Consider the following 15,357-nt stretch of genomic DNA (forward strand, 5'->3'; position numbering starts at 1 on the left):
CTCAGCCGCCCGCCTCCGGCCGGTCCCAGGGCCGGCGTTCACGGCGTTCGCGCCGCTCCTCCCGATCCGGCCGGTCCGGGTCCACGGACTCGGCCCGGCGCGTACCGCGGCGGCGCCGCAGCAGCTCCGAGGTGGCGACCGCGGCCGCCACCGAGGCCGCCCAGACCACCCCGAGGGCGGTCAGCACGGCGGTGGTCGGAGTCCGTACGCCGATGCTGAGGCAGATCGTCGTCATCACCAGCGCGGTCAGCACCACCGCGGCCGAGACACGGTGCCCGGCGCTGCGCAGCACGCCCAGAACCCGGCTCGGCCGTTTGGCACCCATGGTGCTCAGCTTCCGGTCGAGGCGCGTGTCCTGGCGCAGATCGGACTCGATCTCCTCGAGGAGCCGCCGCTCCCATCCGCTCAACGCGGGTCCGTCCATATCGGTCACCTCCGACACTTCCCGGTGACGTGCTCGCACCCGGGCGGTTGCCCGGTACGGGCCGGCGCTAACCGCTCCAGGCACCGCCTGTTCCCACGCCCACGCGGCCGAAGGCCCGGGGACGGGCGAGCAGGCTGTCGTCCAGGACACGCAGCAGGGCGGCGGCGTCGCGGTGGACCTCGACCGCGCCGGCCGCCCTCAGCTCGGGACCGGCGTCCCCGCCGGTCTCCAGGGCGATGCAGGGCACCCCGACCCGCCTCGCCGCCAACACCTCGCGCACGCTCCCGGCGACGGCCACGGCGTGCGAGGGCGGGCCGTCCACCAGCTCCAGCGCCGCCCGTAGGGGGTCGCTGCCGGGAGCGGCCACGGTCAGGGCGGGCGCTCCGGCCGGCCCGGGCCCGGTCAGCACGACCGTCCAGCCGCGGGCGGCGCACTCACGCAGCAGCTCGGCCCCACCGGGCAGCCGGGGCCGCCAGTCGGTACCGAAGAGAGCCGCCGAGATCACCGTCATGGCCATCGCTTCCGTGCTTCCGTTCCGCAGGCCACGCACCGAATGCGCCCTTCCAGGTTAGGCCGCCGCACGGCCGGGCGCGCTGCCTGCCGGGAGGGGTTCGCGGGCCTGCGAAAACCGCTTGGCGGGCGGTCGGCGGGGCAGGATACTCCGGTTGTTCGCGAGCGGGGCGTCCGCGGGCGGGGGGAGGTCGCGTGGCGGTGTTCGCGTGTGCGGGGTGCGGTGCGGAACTGACCGGGCCGGTGACGGAGGTGGCGCTGCCACCGCACGCGCACCGGGAGGGCGGGAACCGCTACCTGCCGGCGCTGATGGAGCCGGGGACGTTCGCGGTCGATCCGGAGCCGTCCGGACCGCCGTGGCGGCCCTGGCACGAGCTCGGAGTGGACGAGGCCGCCGCCCGGGGCGTGTACGCGCCGATCGGCGGCCTGTGGTGCGGCCCCGGCGGCGCGGTGCTGCTGGCGCCGGGTGACACCCGCGACACCGTCCTGATCCCCGAGCAGTGCGACGGCTGCTGCGCAGCGGGCGGGTGGCCGAACCTGGCCTGCGAGCGGTGCGGGCGGACGGTGGGCGCCCGGATCGACGACTGCTACCGCTGGCAGGCCGTCTGGCTCCGCCCGGAGGCCGTCCGCCGCCTCCCCGTCCCGGGACCGGCCCGTCCGGCCGGGGACGGCTGGACGGTGACACCGCTGCCCCCGGTCGAGCCGGACGGCTGGTGGAGCGACCGGTGGAGCGCCGCGGTCGCCGTCGCCCTGGCCGAGGTCCTGGCGGCCTCCGACGGTCGGCCGGTGGCGGTGCCCGACGGCCTGCTCGCCGAGACCTTCGGCCGCACCCTGGACCGGCTGCTCCCCGCCGACGGCCCGGCCCGCACGCTGGGCCTGGCCGGGCCCGGGCTCACCCCCGACCCTGCTCCGGACATCGCCCTGGTGCCCCGACACCCCTGGACGGGTGCCGCCTGGCAGCCCGCCGACGGCACCGTGCCCGCCGCGCTGGACGCCGAGGTGTGGACGTACCTGGCCTTCCCGCCCCTTCGCCCCACGACCCGGCTGCCCGCGGGTGAGGAGCGCGACGACCCGCTGCCGCTGCGCCCGTACCGGCTCTTCGAGCCCGACCGGCACCTGCTGGTGCACCGGCTCGCCCGGCTGCCCGCCGTCCGGCAGCCCTGGCTGCGCGCGATCTACGATCGGCTCGGCGACGGCCGCCAGGACTAGCGCACACCGGAGGGCAGCTCATGCGGATCAACCTGACCAGTGTCTTCGTCGACGACCAGGACAAGGCCCTGCGCTTCTACACCGAGATGCTGGGCTTCGTGAAGAAGGAGGAGGTCCCGCTCGGCGAGCACCGCTGGCTCACGGTGGTCTCGCCCGAACAGCCCGAGGGCACCGAACTGGTGCTGGAACCCGACGCCCACCCCGCCGTCAAGCCGTACAAGACGGCCCTGGTCGCCGACGGCATCCCGGCCGCCTCCTTCGCCGTCGACAACGTGCACGCCGAGTACGAGCGCCTGCACCGGCTCGGGGTGCAGTTCACCAAGGAGCCGCTGGCGACGGGCCCGGTCACCATCGCCGTCCTGGACGACACCTGCGGCAATCTCATCCAGCTCGCCCAGTACCACCGACGGGTCGCGTCTACGGCGCCTTCGCCGGGGACTCGGTGACGGGGCGGGCGAGTTCGGCGGGGCGCTCGGTCAGCCGAGGTCCGGGTCGGTGGCGAGGCGGGCGTGCAGGTGCTCGTTCGTGTAGGGGCCGTCGCCGTAGCGGTAGGAGTCGCGCAGGGTGCCCTCGTACGGGAAGCCGGCGCGGGTGGCGACCCGGCAGGAGGCCTGGTTGTCGACATCGTGGTAGAGCTCGATCCGGCGGACGCCGGCCGTGCGCACGCCCCAGCGGGTGACGGCGGTGGTGGCACGGGTGGCCAGGCCGCGGCCGCGGGCGGTGGCGAGCAGCCAGTAGCCGACCATGGCGACGCCGTCGGCCCGGTCGGTCCAGCGCAGGGCGACGTTGCCGCACAGGCTGCCGTCGGCGGTGTCGGTGATGGCGAAGGAGGCCGTGCTGCCCTCGGCCCAGCGGGTGTCGGAGCGGTCGAGGTAGGCCTCGGCGCCGGCCGGATCGGCGGCGTCGCGCAGCGGGTTCCAGCGGGCGATCTCCGGGTCGACGGCGGCGGCCGTCACGGCGGCGACGGTGCCGCCGGCCAGGTCGAGGGCCCGGCCCCACGGGCGCAGCTGGACGTCGCCCAGGTCGACGACGGCGGGGCGGAAGAGGCGCTGGTCGGTCGCGCCGGCACTGAGGGTCACCCGGCCTTCCTATCCCCTGCCCGCCCTCGCCCGCCAGCGAATATTCCGCTTCCCGGCGGGCCGGCCGGGTGCGGGGATCGGGCTGTGATCGAGCTGCTGACGGCCCGTGCGGCCAAGGCGAAGGCGCACGCTGTCTCCGTCGAACGGGGAATCGGTCGGAAAAACAGCCACGGAGGGGCGTGGTGCTCACCCTCCGTGGCTGGATCGACACCAGGCAATCGGGCCGCCTGATCATTCGTCAACATGCCCTGGCCGACCGCCCGCTGAACTCCACGGTTTCGGCCAAACCCCGGACCTCGTCGTCACCGCCCCGGTGCGACCCGCCCGATCAGGTGGAGCAGCCGGTCCAGGGCGTCCTTGGAGTTGGGCTCGGTCAGGTTGACCATCAGCCGGAACACCACCTTCAGCAGCGCCTGCTGGCCGAGTCCGGCCGCACCGGCGGCGCCGAGCAGCTTGGGGCGGCCGAGCACGTCGGCGGCCAGCCGGCCGAGCGCGAAGTAGCCCGCGTAGGCGGAGTGCAGCGCCTGCGGGTAGGCGCGCAGGGCGAGTTCGCGGCCGCGGTCGGTGCGACGGGCGTGGGCCTGGACGATGGTCTCGGCGGCGTAGCGGCCGGACTCCATCGCGTAGGCGATGCCCTCGCCGGTACCGGGGCTGACCGTGCCGCCCGCGTCGCCGATCAGCAGGAGGCCGTCGGCGTAGTGGGGTTGCCGGTTGAGGCCCATCGGGAGGGCGGAGCCGCGGATGGGCTCGGTGACGGCGTCGGGGGTGTAGCCGTAGCCGGGCGGGAGGTCGGCGCACCAGCGGCGCAGCAGATCCCGCCAGTCGAGGTCGGTCTTCTCGGTGTCGAGGACGCCGAGGCCGACGTTGGCGGTGCCGTCGCCCATACCGAACACCCAGGCGTAGCCGGGCAGGAGGCGGCGGGCGGGGTCGGTGGGGTCGCGCAGGTCGAGCCAGGCCTCCAGGTAGCGGTCGTCGTGGCGAGGGGTGGTGAAGTAGGTGCGGTAGGCCACGCCCATGGCACGGTCGGTGCGCCGGTGGCGCTTCATCGCGACGGAGAGCCGGGTGGAGTTGCCGTCGGCGGCGACCACGATCGGGGCGCGGTACTCGACGGGTTTGCGCTCCTCGCCCAGCTTGACGCCGACGCCGATGATCCGGCCGGTCCGCTCGTCCGTCAACGGACCTGCCACGTTGGCGCGTTCGACCAGCCGGGCGCCGGCCGAGGCGGCCTTGCGGGCGAGCAGCTCGTCGAAGTCGGCGCGGCGCCGGACCAGTCCGTAGCCGGGGAAGGCCGAGAGCTCGGGCCAGTCGAACTCCAGCGAGCGCCGCGCGGAGATCAGCCGCAGGCCGCGGTTGTGCAGCCAGCCGGCCTCCTCGGAGACGTCGACGCCCATGTCGACCAGCTGCTTGACGGTGCGCGGGGTGAGGCCGTCCCCGCAGACCTTCTCGCGCGGGAAGGCGGACTTCTCCAACAGCAGGACGTCCAGACCGGTGCGGGCGAGGTGGTAGGCGGCGGTGGAGCCGGCCGGTCCGGCGCCGACCACGATGACGTCGGCGCTGCCCTCGGTCGGACCTGCGGCGTGTCGGTCCGGTCGCACCTGCTGCTCTGGGCCAGGCATCGAGCATTCCCCCTGGGTCGGATCGGCTGCACATGACAACGGAACACACGCCGGATCACCCGACGGACCGAGCGGACCGGGTGGTTCCAGACGGACGATAGAGAACCGCGGCCCCGGCCCGCCGCCCCGACACGCGACCCCGCCGTCCCGACCGGCCGAAACCGGCCACCCTCGCGGCCCGTCGGTTCACCCGTCGACGCGGGGCCCGCCATTGACCGGCACCTCAACCACTTGCGGCACACACGAGTTGGACACAATCGGGTGATCGGATTGTTGTAGCGGACTAATCGGATCTATCGCCCCCAGTGATGTATTTCGGCCAAACCGCCCTTGCGTCATGTTTCTGACTACGGAACTTTTGTGCCCTCCCGCTCGTACGGCACCGGCCCCCGGCCCGGCGGCCGACCCGAGGGCTCCCTCCCACTGCGCAGGTTCGTCCCGACCTGCCGTACCCGATGGATCACGTATGCACATCCGCTCCACCGCCGCGCGCACCCTGGTGGCCGTCCCGACCGCCGCCGCCCTGATGCTGCTCGCCCCCGCCGCATACGCCGCCGCCGGCGGCAACGGCAACGGCAAGGGCGCCCCCGGCAACAACGGCACCGTGAAGATCCACGACGCCGCCACCGGCCAGGAGGACGTGCGCAACGAGCCCAAGGTCTGCACCTTCTACCTGGACTCCTTCGGCTTCGACCCGAACCAGGACGTGCTCTGGGCGATCTTCGACATGAACGACATGTCCGAGCCGGTCGTCTACGGCGACATCCCGGTCGACGACCACGGCCACGTCCGCACCGAGGACATCAGCCTGCCGGACGGCCACTACAAGCTGTTCTGGAAGGCCGTCCCCCTGGTCAACGGCGAGCTGCCGGAGCACCCGGACGTCAGCAACCCCAAGCACAAGGTCTTCAAGGTCGACTGCGGCGGCCAGACCCCGGCCCCGACCGGCAAGCCCTCGCCGACCGCCACCCCGACCAAGGCCCCGTCGGCCAGCCCGACCGCCGTGCCGAGCACCACACCCTCGCACAGCGCGTCGCCGACCCCGTCGCACACCCCGGCGCCGACCCACACCCCCGAGCCGAGCCACACCCCGGCTCCGACCCACACCCCCGAGCCGACCCACTCGGCCACCCCGACCACCACCCCGGCGCCGGTCCCGCCGACCATCCCGGCCGCCCAGCCGTCGGCGACGACTCCGGCCACCCCCACGCCGACCACCCCGGCCGCCGACGCCCCGAGCGACGCGCCCAGCACCGCCCCGAGCGCCGGCCCCTCCACCGCGCCGACCGCCACCGTGCCGGTGCACCCCGGCACCGGCACCAAGGTCAGCCCGGACCAGCCGCTGGTCGTTCCCGCCAAGGTCAGCGTCCCGACCCCGATCCCGGGCGCCGCCTCGGACGGCAAGAAGCTGGCCACCACCGGTAGCGACGGCCCCCTGCTGTACGCGGGCGTCGGCACCGCCCTGCTGGCCGCCGGCGCGGGCGCGGTGGTCTACACCCGCCGTCGCCGCACCTCCTCCTGAGGCACCGGAGGCCCCCGGGTCTCCTGATGCCGCGGCCTCCGGGGGTCTGAGCCCTCCGGAGGCCGCACGCCGCGTCTGAGCCGCGGCATCAGGGAAGCCCCTGGCCCGTACGGGGGGACGGGCCAGGGGCTTCCACTCTTGAGTACGGCCGACGGGCCCTCAGGGGTTCACCGCCAGCACCACGAACTCCGCCAGCACCCCCAGGTGCACCGCGCCCTGGAGCAGGGTCGCCCGGCGGTGGCCGCGTAGCTCAGCTGGGTGGTGGAGAACTGCGGGCCCGGCGCGCTGGTGGTGAAGGTCGGCAGCACCAGGCTGAGCGTGGCGAGGGTCGCGACGCAGGCGAGCGCGGCGCCGGTGCCCTCGGCGTTGAAGACGGCGGTGCGGTACTTGAGCGCGGTCACCAGGATGGACAGGCCGAGGATCCCGTTGCAGGTGATCATCAGGGCGGCGAATACGGTGTCCCGGGCCAGGGTCGAGGACTTGTCCCCGCCGTCGGCCATCAGCGTCACGATCAGCGCGACCTCGATCACGGTGACCGCCACCGCGAGCACGAGCGATCCGAACGGCTCCCCGGTCCAGTGGGCGATCACCTCGGCGTGGTGCACGGCGGCCAGCACGGCACCCATCAGGAAGCACGCGACCACGCCCACCACCCAGCCGGGCAGGTTCTCGTGCCAGGTCAGGGCGAGGACGACGAACGCCGTCACGGGGACGGCGACGGTCCATTGCGCGGCGACCGCGCGGAGCTTCGTGATCATGCGGCCGAGGATCCCAGACCTCGGTCCGGTCACCCGGGTGCCCGCGCCGGATACGTAGGGATGCGGCACGACTCATCCCCGTTCGAGCAGTCACCCGCCGTAGTCGGAAAGGTACCTGAGCACTTTGTCGACATGCGGTCGGACCCGCTCCGGGACGCCCCCGGCGGCCGCCACCGACTTGTCGCTGGTGCGGTAGGCGGCGGTGACCAGGGCCGGCAGGTCGCGGGTGAAGCCGCGCCGCTTGAGCTGCTGGTCGAGCCAGCAGACGTAGTTGCCCATCGCGGCGATCGCGTCGCCCGGGTCCAGGTACGACGTGGGACCGGGGTGGTTGGCGGCCTTGGACCAGGCCTCGAAGACCGCGGGCGTCCACATCGCGATGCCGTACTCGCCGGTCTCCGGGCGGGCCGCGTTCGGGTCGAAGCCGCTCTCGGCCTTGACCATCGCGGCCAGCAGGATCGGGGTGACCTCCGACTCGGGGCAGCGCCGGGCGGCGTCCTCGATCATGCCCCGGTAGGGCGTCGGGACGTCCGCGCCGGCCGGGATCGCCCCGGGCGGCGGCGCGGCCCGGTGGGCGGCCGACCCGACCGGCTCCGGGCCGCCGGTCAGCGCGAGCACCACCGCGGCGCAGGTCAGCAGGCCGAGGCCGGGCCGGACGGCGGCCCGGCGGCGCCCGGCTGCTCGGACGGTGGCGCGGGCGACCAGGGCGGCGAGGTCGGTACGGGCGCGCTGGTCCCGGTCGGCGACCAGGCACGCGACCACCACGGCCCGCCAGGCCGCGGGCAGCGCCTGGTCCGGCCGCAGCGGGGCCGCGCCGCGGGCGTACGCCTGGGCGGCCAGCGAGCGGGCCCGGGCGGTCGCGCCGAGGAAGGGGTGCAGCCCGCCGGTGAGCAGCTGGTGGGCGATCACCCCGAAGGCCCAGATGTCGGCGCTGGGGCGCAGCGCGACCCCGCGCGCGCCGGGGCGCTGGGACCACCACTCGGGCGGCACGTGGTCGGGTGAGCCGAGCGGCGGGGCGTAGGCGTGGGTGCCCTCCAGTTCTGCGGTGAGGCCGAAGTCGGCGATCTTGGCGGTGCCGTCGGGCATCAGCAGGATGTTGGCCGGTTTGAGGTCCCCGTGGACCCAGCCGGCCCGGTGCATGTGGGTCAGCCCGGCGCAGACCTGGGCGAGGATGCGCTCGGCGCCGGGCACCGCCGTCCCGGGGCGGACGGTGGCGAGGAGGTCCTGCAGGCTGCGGGCGGCACGTTCCATCACCAGGGCCACGGCGCCGTCCAGGGCGGGGCGGTCGGGGTCGTCGACGGTGACCACCGCGAGGGTGCGGATCAGGTGGGGATGGTCGGCGCGGCGGCTGAAGCGCAGCTCACTGTGGGCCATCTGGGCCGCGGTGCGACGCTGGCCGGGGCTGGACCGGGCCGGGCCGAGGATCTTGACGGCGGCCGGGGTGCCGTCCGGCCCTTCGGCCGCGTAGACGCTGCCCCAGGCGCCCGCGCCGAGGAATGCGCCGGTGCGGTAGCCGGCCAGGGGATAGCCCTCGGGGACCTCGAAGGGCGGCCGCGCGGCCGGGAGGTGCTCCTCCGGCGGCTGGGGCTCGGGCCGGGCGGCGGGCTTCACGGCCGGGCGACCGGGCGCCGGGGCGGGAGCAGGGCCAGGTGCTCCTCCCGGACGAGGTCGAACCTCAGTGCCAGGGCGACGAGTTCCTCGCGCTTGCCGCCGGCCGGGCTCTCCTCGTACGGCTCGCGCAGCCGGAGTTTGGTGCAGACCAGGTAGTCGATGTGGTAGTTCACCGCCGAGCGGGTCAGCCCGCGGCAGGAGGGCAGCGCGCGCAGCCGGGCCAGCACGTCGGTCACGCCGGGGACGGCCGCGGTGGAGGGCGAGCGCAACCGGGGTTCGCAGAGCGCGAGCAGGACGAGGAAGTACTTGGCGGTCGGGTCCAGGGCGAAGGGGCTGACGGTGCGCTCACCGCCGACACCGCTCGGGCCGCCGTCCAGGTAGGCGTGCTGCGGGGCGAAGACCTTGAAGGAGGCGGGTTCGCCGAGGGCGGGCAGCAGAACCCGGGAGAGCTCGAAGGGCACGGGCGCGCCCAGGCGGCCGGGGGCCACCTTGACGTGCTCCCCCGCACCCTCCAGGTTCTCCACCACATAGGTGGCGGTGGTGCTGAAGTTGGACAGCCGCCAGTAGTCCTCGGCGGCGGCCACCTCGCCGGCGCGGCGGGAGACACCCTGGTCGGGCAGCGGGATGGCGACCGGCCGTCCGGGTTCGCCACGCCCGAACACCGCCGTCTCGCCCGGACCCATCCGCAGCAGTCCGGGCGCCGCGCCGGGCGTCATGTCCGGCGCCGGGCCGGGCAGTTGCACGATGACCGTGTCCACGCAGCCACCTCCGCTGGGATCGGGTCGATGGTATCCGTCCGATTCGCCGCAGTGGCGACGCGCCACCCGGACGAGTGAAGGACCACCGCCAACCCCGGTCGGTCGGCGGGGAGTCGCCCTCCGCCACGCTGGGCGCCGGGCGGGCCCAGGCCGCCCCGGCCGAGCGGCGGCGCGTACACGGCCAGTAAAAGGGCGATTCAAGGGCTGGTCAAAGCGGCGGCGTTGGCGTACGGGACGCGAGGCATCAGGATCAACGCGACCCTCCCGGGCACCACGGACACCGCCTTCGTCCGACCGCCGGGCATCCCGGACGCGGCCTGGGCGCAGTTCGAGAAGGCCTACGGACCGCTGAACGTCGAGGGGTTGGAGCAGATGGCCGAGCCGGCCGGGATCGCCCGGGCGATCCCGGCGCTGACCTGCGACGACTTCGTCCACCAGGCCGGGGCCTCGGTGCCGGTGGACGGCAGGGCGACGACCGTGCGGCGGATGGTCGCGCCACCTACGAACTGATCATCCGTCAGACCACAATTCGTCCGCGCGCTGAACATTCAGCGAATGATTGCAGCCAGTAGTTGAACGGTCACCATGGGTGTGACGCAACGCACACACAACACGTCCATGATTTATGCAAGACTCATCTCAAGGAGTGAGATTCCCTTAATTTCCAAGGAGGTTCGTATCATGCGCACTCGGATCGCAGCTGTGATGCTGACGGTGGCAGGGATCGCGACCCTGACGGCCGGTCCCGCCACGGCCGCCACGGCGACGTCCGAGACCGGCACCGCGGCCTGCGCCACGGTGCTCAACCGCCCCTGCATATCGCACCAGGTCGACGGCGAGGGCATCGTCGGTATCGCCCAGGTCAGCGCCGACGCGAATCAGTTGACGATGGTTCAGGTCGAGGTCCGCACCCAGCGGGCCTGGGGCAGCCCGTGGGAGCCGGTCGCCAGCGCCACCACCGTGCGGCTCGGCTCGGCCCAGGCGGTCACCCCCCGTGTGACCGCCACCGCCCCGCGCATCATCTGCGCCACCGCCGGCCCGGCGCTGGACGCGAGCAAGCAGGTCACCACCTGTACCAACCCGTTCTGACCGGGGGCCACCGAGACGCGCCACCCGTTCCGCGCGACGAGGCGGCATCCGCAAGACCGGGCACCGGGAGCCGGGGCGTTCACGCCCCGGCTCCCTCCGCATCCGCCCCGGCGGCCCCCACCAGGCACGACGCCCACGGGTCCGCACCGGGCCCCGGGTGGACCTGGGGCCCCGTTCACGGCAAACTGGTCTAGACCTCGGAGGTCTAGACCTCAGACTCGCCTCAGAACGGTGGACCCAGTATGGAAATCGTGATCGTCCCTGACGCCTCAGCGGCCGGCGAACTCATCGCCGCGGCGATCACCGATCTGCTGACCGACAAGCCCGACGCCCTGCTCGGTGTCGCGACCGGCTCGACCCCGCTGCCGATCTACCAGGCCCTCGCCGCGCGGGTCCGGGACGGCCGCCTGGACGCCTCCCGGGCACGCATCTGCCAGCTGGACGAGTACGTCGGCCTGCCCGCCGGCCACCCGGAGTCCTACCGCTCGGTCGTGCTGCGCGAGGTCGTCGAGCCGCTCGGCCTGACCGAGGACTCCTTCCTGGGCCCGGACGGCAACGCGGCCGACATCGCCGCGGCCGCCACCGCCTACGACCGCGCGCTGGCCGAGGCCGGCGGCGTGGACCTCCAGCTGCTCGGCATCGGCACCGACGGCCACATCGGCTTCAACGAGCCCTGCTCCTCGCTCGCCTCCCGGACCCGGATCAAGACCCTGACCCGGCAGACCCGCGCGGACAACGCCCGCTTCTTCGACAGCATCGACGAGGTCCCGCACCACGTCATCACCCAGGGCATCGGCACCATCCTGGAGGCCCGCCACCTGGTGCTGCTCGCCACCGGTGAGGCCAAGGCCGAGGCCGTCGCGCTGGCCGTCGAGGGCCCGCTCGCCGCGGCCGTCCCCGCCTCGGCGCTGCAGCTGCACCCGCACGCCACCGTGGTGGTGGACGAGGCCGCCGCCTCCCGCCTCAAGCTGGCCGACTACTTCCGCGACACCTACGCGGCCAAGCCGGTCTGGCAGGAGCTCTGACCCTTGCGCCATCACGGCCGGGGCGCCGACCTCCGTGGTCGGCGCCGCGGCCGTCCGGATTCCTACCGCTTGCGGAGCCAGTCCGCGAAGGCCTCCAGCGCCGGGCCCGGGTCGCTGCGGCCGACGCCGATCCGGAAGCGGTCGACCGGGGTGGGGGTGAGCTCGGAGCGGAACATGCTCGCGGGCATCAGCAGCACGCCCGCTTGCTCGACCAGCGCGGTGCAGAAGTCCTCCACCCCGTCCGCACCGAGGTAGCGCGGGTAGGCGACGCAGCCGCCGTCCGGGGCCCGCCAGTCGAAGAGCTCGGGGAACTCGGCGAAGAAGGCGTCGAACCGCGGCAGGTTCTCCGCGATGATGCCCCGGTTGCGGGCCAGGATCCGGTCCCGGGCGGTGATCGCGATCCGGGCCAGCACCTCGCTGGGCGCCGAGTTGCAGATCGTGGTGTAGTGCTTGGCCCGCTCCAGCCGGGTGCGCAGTTCCCGGTCCCGGCAGGCGATCCAGCCGATCCGCAGCCCGGGCAGGCCGAGCGACTTGGAGGTCACGTTGAGCGAGAGCGCGGTCGCCGAGAGGTCGGCGGCCTGCGGCAGGATGCGGGCCGGGTCGCGCTCCAGGCCGCGGTAGACCTCGTCCGAGAACAGCCGGATGCCGCGCTCCTCGCACAGCTCGACGAGGCGGGTGAAGTCGGCGGCGTCGATCACCTTGCCGGTCGGGTTGTTGGGGAAGTTGACCGACAGCAGCTTGGTGTTGGGGCGCAGCGCCGCCTCGACCGCGTCCAGGTCGAGCGCCCAGTCCCGGTGCTCGTCCAGCGCGACGCCGGTGACCTCGCAGAGCGAGAGCGGGATGGTCTCGGCGGACTGGTAGTTGGGGGTGAGCACCACGGCGTGGTCGCCCGGTTCGAGCAGCACCTGCATGGCGAGGTTGATGCCCTCCTGGGCGCCGCCGAAGCAGATCACGTCGTCCGCCCCGACCCGCTCGTACATCCCGGCGACGGCCTGGCGCAGGCCCGGGTCGCCGAAGGTCTCGGTGTAGCCGAGCGCGAGGGTGTCCCACGCCTCGCGGTCCTCGGGGCCGGCCATGGCGAGCAGCTCGGCCATCGTCATGGTCTGGGCGTCGGAGGCGGTGAGGTGGTGGCGGGCGGTGAACTCCCAGCGCGAGAAGTAGGTTTCGAGCCGGAAGTCGGGCAGCTGGGTCAATGGTCTCAGTCCTTCCTGAGGCTGGCGGCACTGGGGCCCGCGGGGTGCTTGAGTTCGGCGAGCAGGGCGTAGGCGGTGGAGCGAGAGATCTGCAGCGCGGTGGCGACGGCGGGGACGGCGCGGCGGACGGCGAACACCCCGGCCTCGTCCAGCTCGCGCAGCACGGTGAGCCGGTCCTCGCGGGTGAAGCGCTCCAGCGGGCGGCCCTGAGCGCGGACGTAGCCGCCGATCACGTCGTTCATCCGCTCGGTCCAGTCACGCTCGAACAGCGGCTCGGGGCGGGCCACGGTCGGCGCGGCGAAGTTCGCCAGCAGGGCTGCGGCCTGCTCCAGCGGGCCGCGGTCGAGGTTGACGCAGAGCACCGCCGAAGGGCGTCCGGCCCGGTCGCGCAGCACGGCGCTGACCGAGGAGAGCCGCCGGCCGTCCGGCAGCAGCTTCTCGTAGGGGCCGTAGACGTCGGGCGCGGAGGGGTCCAGCTGGTCGAGTTCGCCGAGTAGTGAGGGGTCGCCGGGGGCACGGGTGGTCATCGGGTTCCAGATGGCCAGCACCCGGTCGGTGGCGGTGTCGTGCAGCACCACCTCGGCGTAGGGGCCGAGCAGCAGGGCCACCGCGCGGCAGACCGGCGACCAGGTCCGGACGCGCGGGTCGAGGTTTTCGGCAGGCATACATGGACTGTACGTCCAGCTCGGACAGTTCGTCCAGACATCCCGTTGCTCTCGTCTGTCATTCGACCGGACTGCGGCTGCGACGGCCCCCCGAGGAGCCCACCGGGGGACGTGACCAGGGTCTCGATCGGGATCGTGCAGAAAATTGGAGTTGGAGAGTCGTATTCGGTAGCGTTTTGAACGTGAGGCTGACCAAGAGCACCGACATCGCCCTACGCATCGCCATGCGGCTGGCCGTACTCGGCGAGGGCGAGAACCCGACCACCCGGGAGGTGGCCGAGTCGGTCGGCGTGCCGTACACCCACGCGGCGAAGGTGGTCAGCAGGCTGCAGCACCTCGGGGTGGTGGAGGCCCGGCGCGGGCGTGGCGGCGGGTTGATGCTCACCTTCGCCGGGCGGACCGGTTCGATCGGACTACTGCTGCGCGAGCTGGAGGGCGTCGGGGACGTGGTCGGCTGCGAGGACGACCCGCCCTGCCCGCTGCGGGCGGCCTGCCGACTGCGCGGGGCACTGCGGAACGCGCAGGAGGCCTTCTTCGCCGCGCTCGATCCGCTCAGCATCGACGATCTGGTGGCCTCCCCCACCGGTCCGGTGCTGCTCAGCCTCACCACGAGACCCGCCGACTGACCCCATCCCCCCCCGGGGGTCAGTCGGCATCCACAGCCTTTAATGCGAATCTGAGATACCAGTTAGGAGTCCTCTGATGCTGTCCCTGAAGTCCGCCGAGGTCGTCGAGGCCACCCTGCCCGTCGTGGGCGCCGCGATCGGTGACATCACCCCGCGCTTCTACGACCGGCTGTTCGCCGCGCACCCGGAGCTGCTGCGCGACCTGTTCAACCGGGGCAACCAGGCCAACGGCACCCAGCGCCAGGCACTGGCCGGTTCGATAGCCGCCTTCGCCTCCGCACTGATCGCCAACCCCGACCAGCGGCCGGACGCGATGCTCGCGCGGATCGCGCACAAGCACGTCTCGGTCGGCATCGACAACGAGCAGTACAAGGTCGTCCACGAGCACCTGTTCGCCGCCATCGTCGAGGTGCTCGGCGAGGCCGTCACCCCCGAGGTCGCCGCCGCCTGGGACGAGGTGTACTGGCTGATGGCCAACGCGCTGATCGCCATCGAGGACCGGCTGCGCGACGAGGCCGCCGGCGGCGGGGACCCGGCCGACCTGTGGCGCCCGTACACCGTGGTCACCCGCTACCAGGAGACCGACACCGTCACCAGCTACCTGGTCCGCCCGGCCGACGGCCGTCCCGTCCCAACCTCCCGCCCCGGCCAGTACGTCTCGGTCCGCACCGAACTGGCCGACGGCGCCCACCAGATCCGCCAGTACAGCCTGTCCGGCGGCGCCGACGGCGCGCTGCGCTTCAGCGTCAAGCGCGAGCCCGGCGGCGAGGTCTCCGGCCACCTGCACGACCACCTGAAGACCGGCGGCACCGTCGAACTGGCACCCCCGATGGGCGACATCTTCCTGGCCGAGGGCGACGGCCCGGTACTGCTCGCCTCCGCCGGGATCGGCAACACCCCGATGATCGCGATGCTCGACCACCTCGCCTCGACCGGCTCCGCCCGGCAGGTCGTCTCGGTGCACGGCGACCGCGACCAGCTCAGCCACGCCTTCCGCGCCGACCTGGAGCAGCTGACCGCCAAGCTGCCGAACGCCGCCGCCCACGTCTTCTACGAGCAGCCGCTCGGCGAGTGGCCGGCCGAGCGCACCGGGCTGGTCGACCTCTCCACCGTGGAGATCCCGGCCGGCACCACCGCCTACCTGTGCGGCCCGCTGCCCTTCCTGCGCGCCGTCCGCGGCCAGCTGCTCGCGGCGGGTGTCCCGGCGGCGGACATCCACTACGAGGTGTTCGGGCCGGACCTCTGGCTCGGCGCCTGAGTTCCTTCGTCAGGTCC

General features: G+C 73.5%; 15 protein-coding genes and 2 pseudogenes. 8 read left to right on the top strand and 9 right to left on the bottom strand.

Features of this window, described 5'->3' with window-relative positions:
* Position 1 precedes the first annotated feature (1 nt).
* Together ACH4E7_RS27085 and ACH4E7_RS27090 are read right to left on the bottom strand one after the other, a co-directional pair.
* A complete protein-coding gene (locus ACH4E7_RS27085; protein WP_396251650.1) occupies positions 2-424 on the bottom strand; it encodes a hypothetical protein in 423 nt (140 codons plus the stop codon).
* Between the two features lie 67 nt (positions 425-491).
* A complete protein-coding gene (locus ACH4E7_RS27090) occupies positions 492-935 on the bottom strand; it encodes an HAD family hydrolase (protein ID WP_396251651.1) in 444 nt (147 codons plus the stop codon).
* Positions 936-1,129: 194 nt separating this feature from the next.
* Between ACH4E7_RS27090 and ACH4E7_RS27095 the strand changes: the two genes are divergently transcribed.
* Both ACH4E7_RS27095 and ACH4E7_RS27100 read left to right on the top strand, forming a co-directional pair.
* Entirely contained in the window at positions 1,130-2,143 is a 1,014-nt protein-coding gene (locus ACH4E7_RS27095) for a hypothetical protein (protein ID WP_396251652.1), read from the top strand.
* Positions 2,144-2,163: 20 nt separating this feature from the next.
* Entirely contained in the window at positions 2,164-2,589 is a 426-nt protein-coding gene (locus ACH4E7_RS27100) for a VOC family protein (RefSeq protein ID WP_396251653.1), read from the top strand.
* A gap of 30 nt (positions 2,590-2,619) precedes the next feature.
* Here the strand turns inward: ACH4E7_RS27100 and ACH4E7_RS27105 are convergent, their stop codons facing one another.
* A complete protein-coding gene (locus ACH4E7_RS27105) occupies positions 2,620-3,222 on the bottom strand; it encodes a GNAT family N-acetyltransferase (RefSeq protein ID WP_396251654.1) in 603 nt (200 codons plus the stop codon).
* Between the two features lie 302 nt (positions 3,223-3,524).
* Positions 3,525-4,838, bottom strand: a complete 1,314-nt coding sequence (locus ACH4E7_RS27110; protein ID WP_396251655.1) for a geranylgeranyl reductase family protein — start codon at positions 4,836-4,838, stop codon at positions 3,525-3,527.
* Between the two features lie 466 nt (positions 4,839-5,304).
* On the opposite strand from ACH4E7_RS27110, the gene ACH4E7_RS27115 reads away from it, so the two are divergent.
* On the top strand, positions 5,305-6,360 hold the full coding sequence (locus ACH4E7_RS27115; RefSeq protein WP_396251656.1) for an LPXTG cell wall anchor domain-containing protein: 1,056 nt from the start codon (positions 5,305-5,307) through the stop codon (positions 6,358-6,360).
* A 233-nt stretch (positions 6,361-6,593) separates the two neighbouring features.
* Here the strand turns inward: ACH4E7_RS27115 and ACH4E7_RS27120 are convergent.
* The 3 genes and pseudogenes from ACH4E7_RS27120 to ACH4E7_RS27130 all read right to left on the bottom strand — a co-directional run.
* A pseudogene (locus ACH4E7_RS27120) lies at positions 6,594-7,118 on the bottom strand (ionic transporter y4hA); the annotation flags it as partial.
* 90 nt (positions 7,119-7,208) lie between these two features.
* Positions 7,209-8,726: a serine/threonine-protein kinase gene (locus ACH4E7_RS27125; protein ID WP_396251657.1), complete on the bottom strand. Its 1,518-nt coding sequence runs from the start codon at positions 8,724-8,726 to the stop codon at positions 7,209-7,211.
* Complete coding sequence (locus ACH4E7_RS27130) at positions 8,723-9,484, bottom strand: serine/threonine protein kinase (protein WP_396251658.1); 762 nt, start codon at positions 9,482-9,484, stop codon at positions 8,723-8,725. The genes ACH4E7_RS27125 and ACH4E7_RS27130 overlap by 4 nt, the downstream gene beginning before the upstream one ends.
* A 165-nt stretch (positions 9,485-9,649) precedes the next feature.
* On the opposite strand from ACH4E7_RS27130, the pseudogene ACH4E7_RS27135 reads away from it, so the two are divergent.
* The 3 genes and pseudogenes from ACH4E7_RS27135 to nagB all read left to right on the top strand — a co-directional run.
* Positions 9,650-9,994, top strand: a pseudogene (locus ACH4E7_RS27135) (SDR family oxidoreductase); the annotation flags it as partial.
* A gap of 171 nt (positions 9,995-10,165) precedes the next feature.
* The gene (locus ACH4E7_RS27140) at positions 10,166-10,573 is read left to right on the top strand and encodes a hypothetical protein (RefSeq protein ID WP_396251659.1); all 408 of its coding nucleotides are present in this window, start codon (positions 10,166-10,168) and stop codon (positions 10,571-10,573) included.
* A 242-nt stretch (positions 10,574-10,815) separates the two neighbouring features.
* On the top strand, positions 10,816-11,598 hold the full coding sequence (gene nagB, locus ACH4E7_RS27145) for a glucosamine-6-phosphate deaminase (protein ID WP_396251660.1): 783 nt from the start codon (positions 10,816-10,818) through the stop codon (positions 11,596-11,598).
* Between the two features lie 62 nt (positions 11,599-11,660).
* Here the strand turns inward: nagB and ACH4E7_RS27150 are convergent, their stop codons facing one another.
* A complete protein-coding gene (locus ACH4E7_RS27150) occupies positions 11,661-12,791 on the bottom strand; it encodes an aminotransferase class I/II-fold pyridoxal phosphate-dependent enzyme (protein WP_396251661.1) in 1,131 nt (376 codons plus the stop codon).
* Between the two features lie 5 nt (positions 12,792-12,796).
* The gene (locus tag ACH4E7_RS27155; protein WP_396251662.1) at positions 12,797-13,456 is read right to left on the bottom strand and encodes a transcriptional regulator; all 660 of its coding nucleotides are present in this window, start codon (positions 13,454-13,456) and stop codon (positions 12,797-12,799) included.
* Positions 13,457-13,638: 182 nt separating this feature from the next.
* Here ACH4E7_RS27155 and ACH4E7_RS27160 point away from each other — a divergent pair, with 182 nt between their 5' ends.
* Together ACH4E7_RS27160 and ACH4E7_RS27165 are read left to right on the top strand one after the other, a co-directional pair.
* Entirely contained in the window at positions 13,639-14,082 is a 444-nt protein-coding gene (locus ACH4E7_RS27160; RefSeq protein ID WP_396251663.1) for an RrF2 family transcriptional regulator, read from the top strand.
* A gap of 76 nt (positions 14,083-14,158) precedes the next feature.
* The gene (locus tag ACH4E7_RS27165) at positions 14,159-15,340 is read left to right on the top strand and encodes a globin domain-containing protein (RefSeq protein ID WP_396251664.1); all 1,182 of its coding nucleotides are present in this window, start codon (positions 14,159-14,161) and stop codon (positions 15,338-15,340) included.
* The last annotated feature ends 17 nt before the right edge of the window (positions 15,341-15,357 follow it).

It is taken from the genome of Kitasatospora sp. NPDC018058, assembly GCF_044327205.1.
Classification (GTDB): Bacteria; Actinomycetota; Actinomycetes; order Streptomycetales; family Streptomycetaceae; genus Kitasatospora.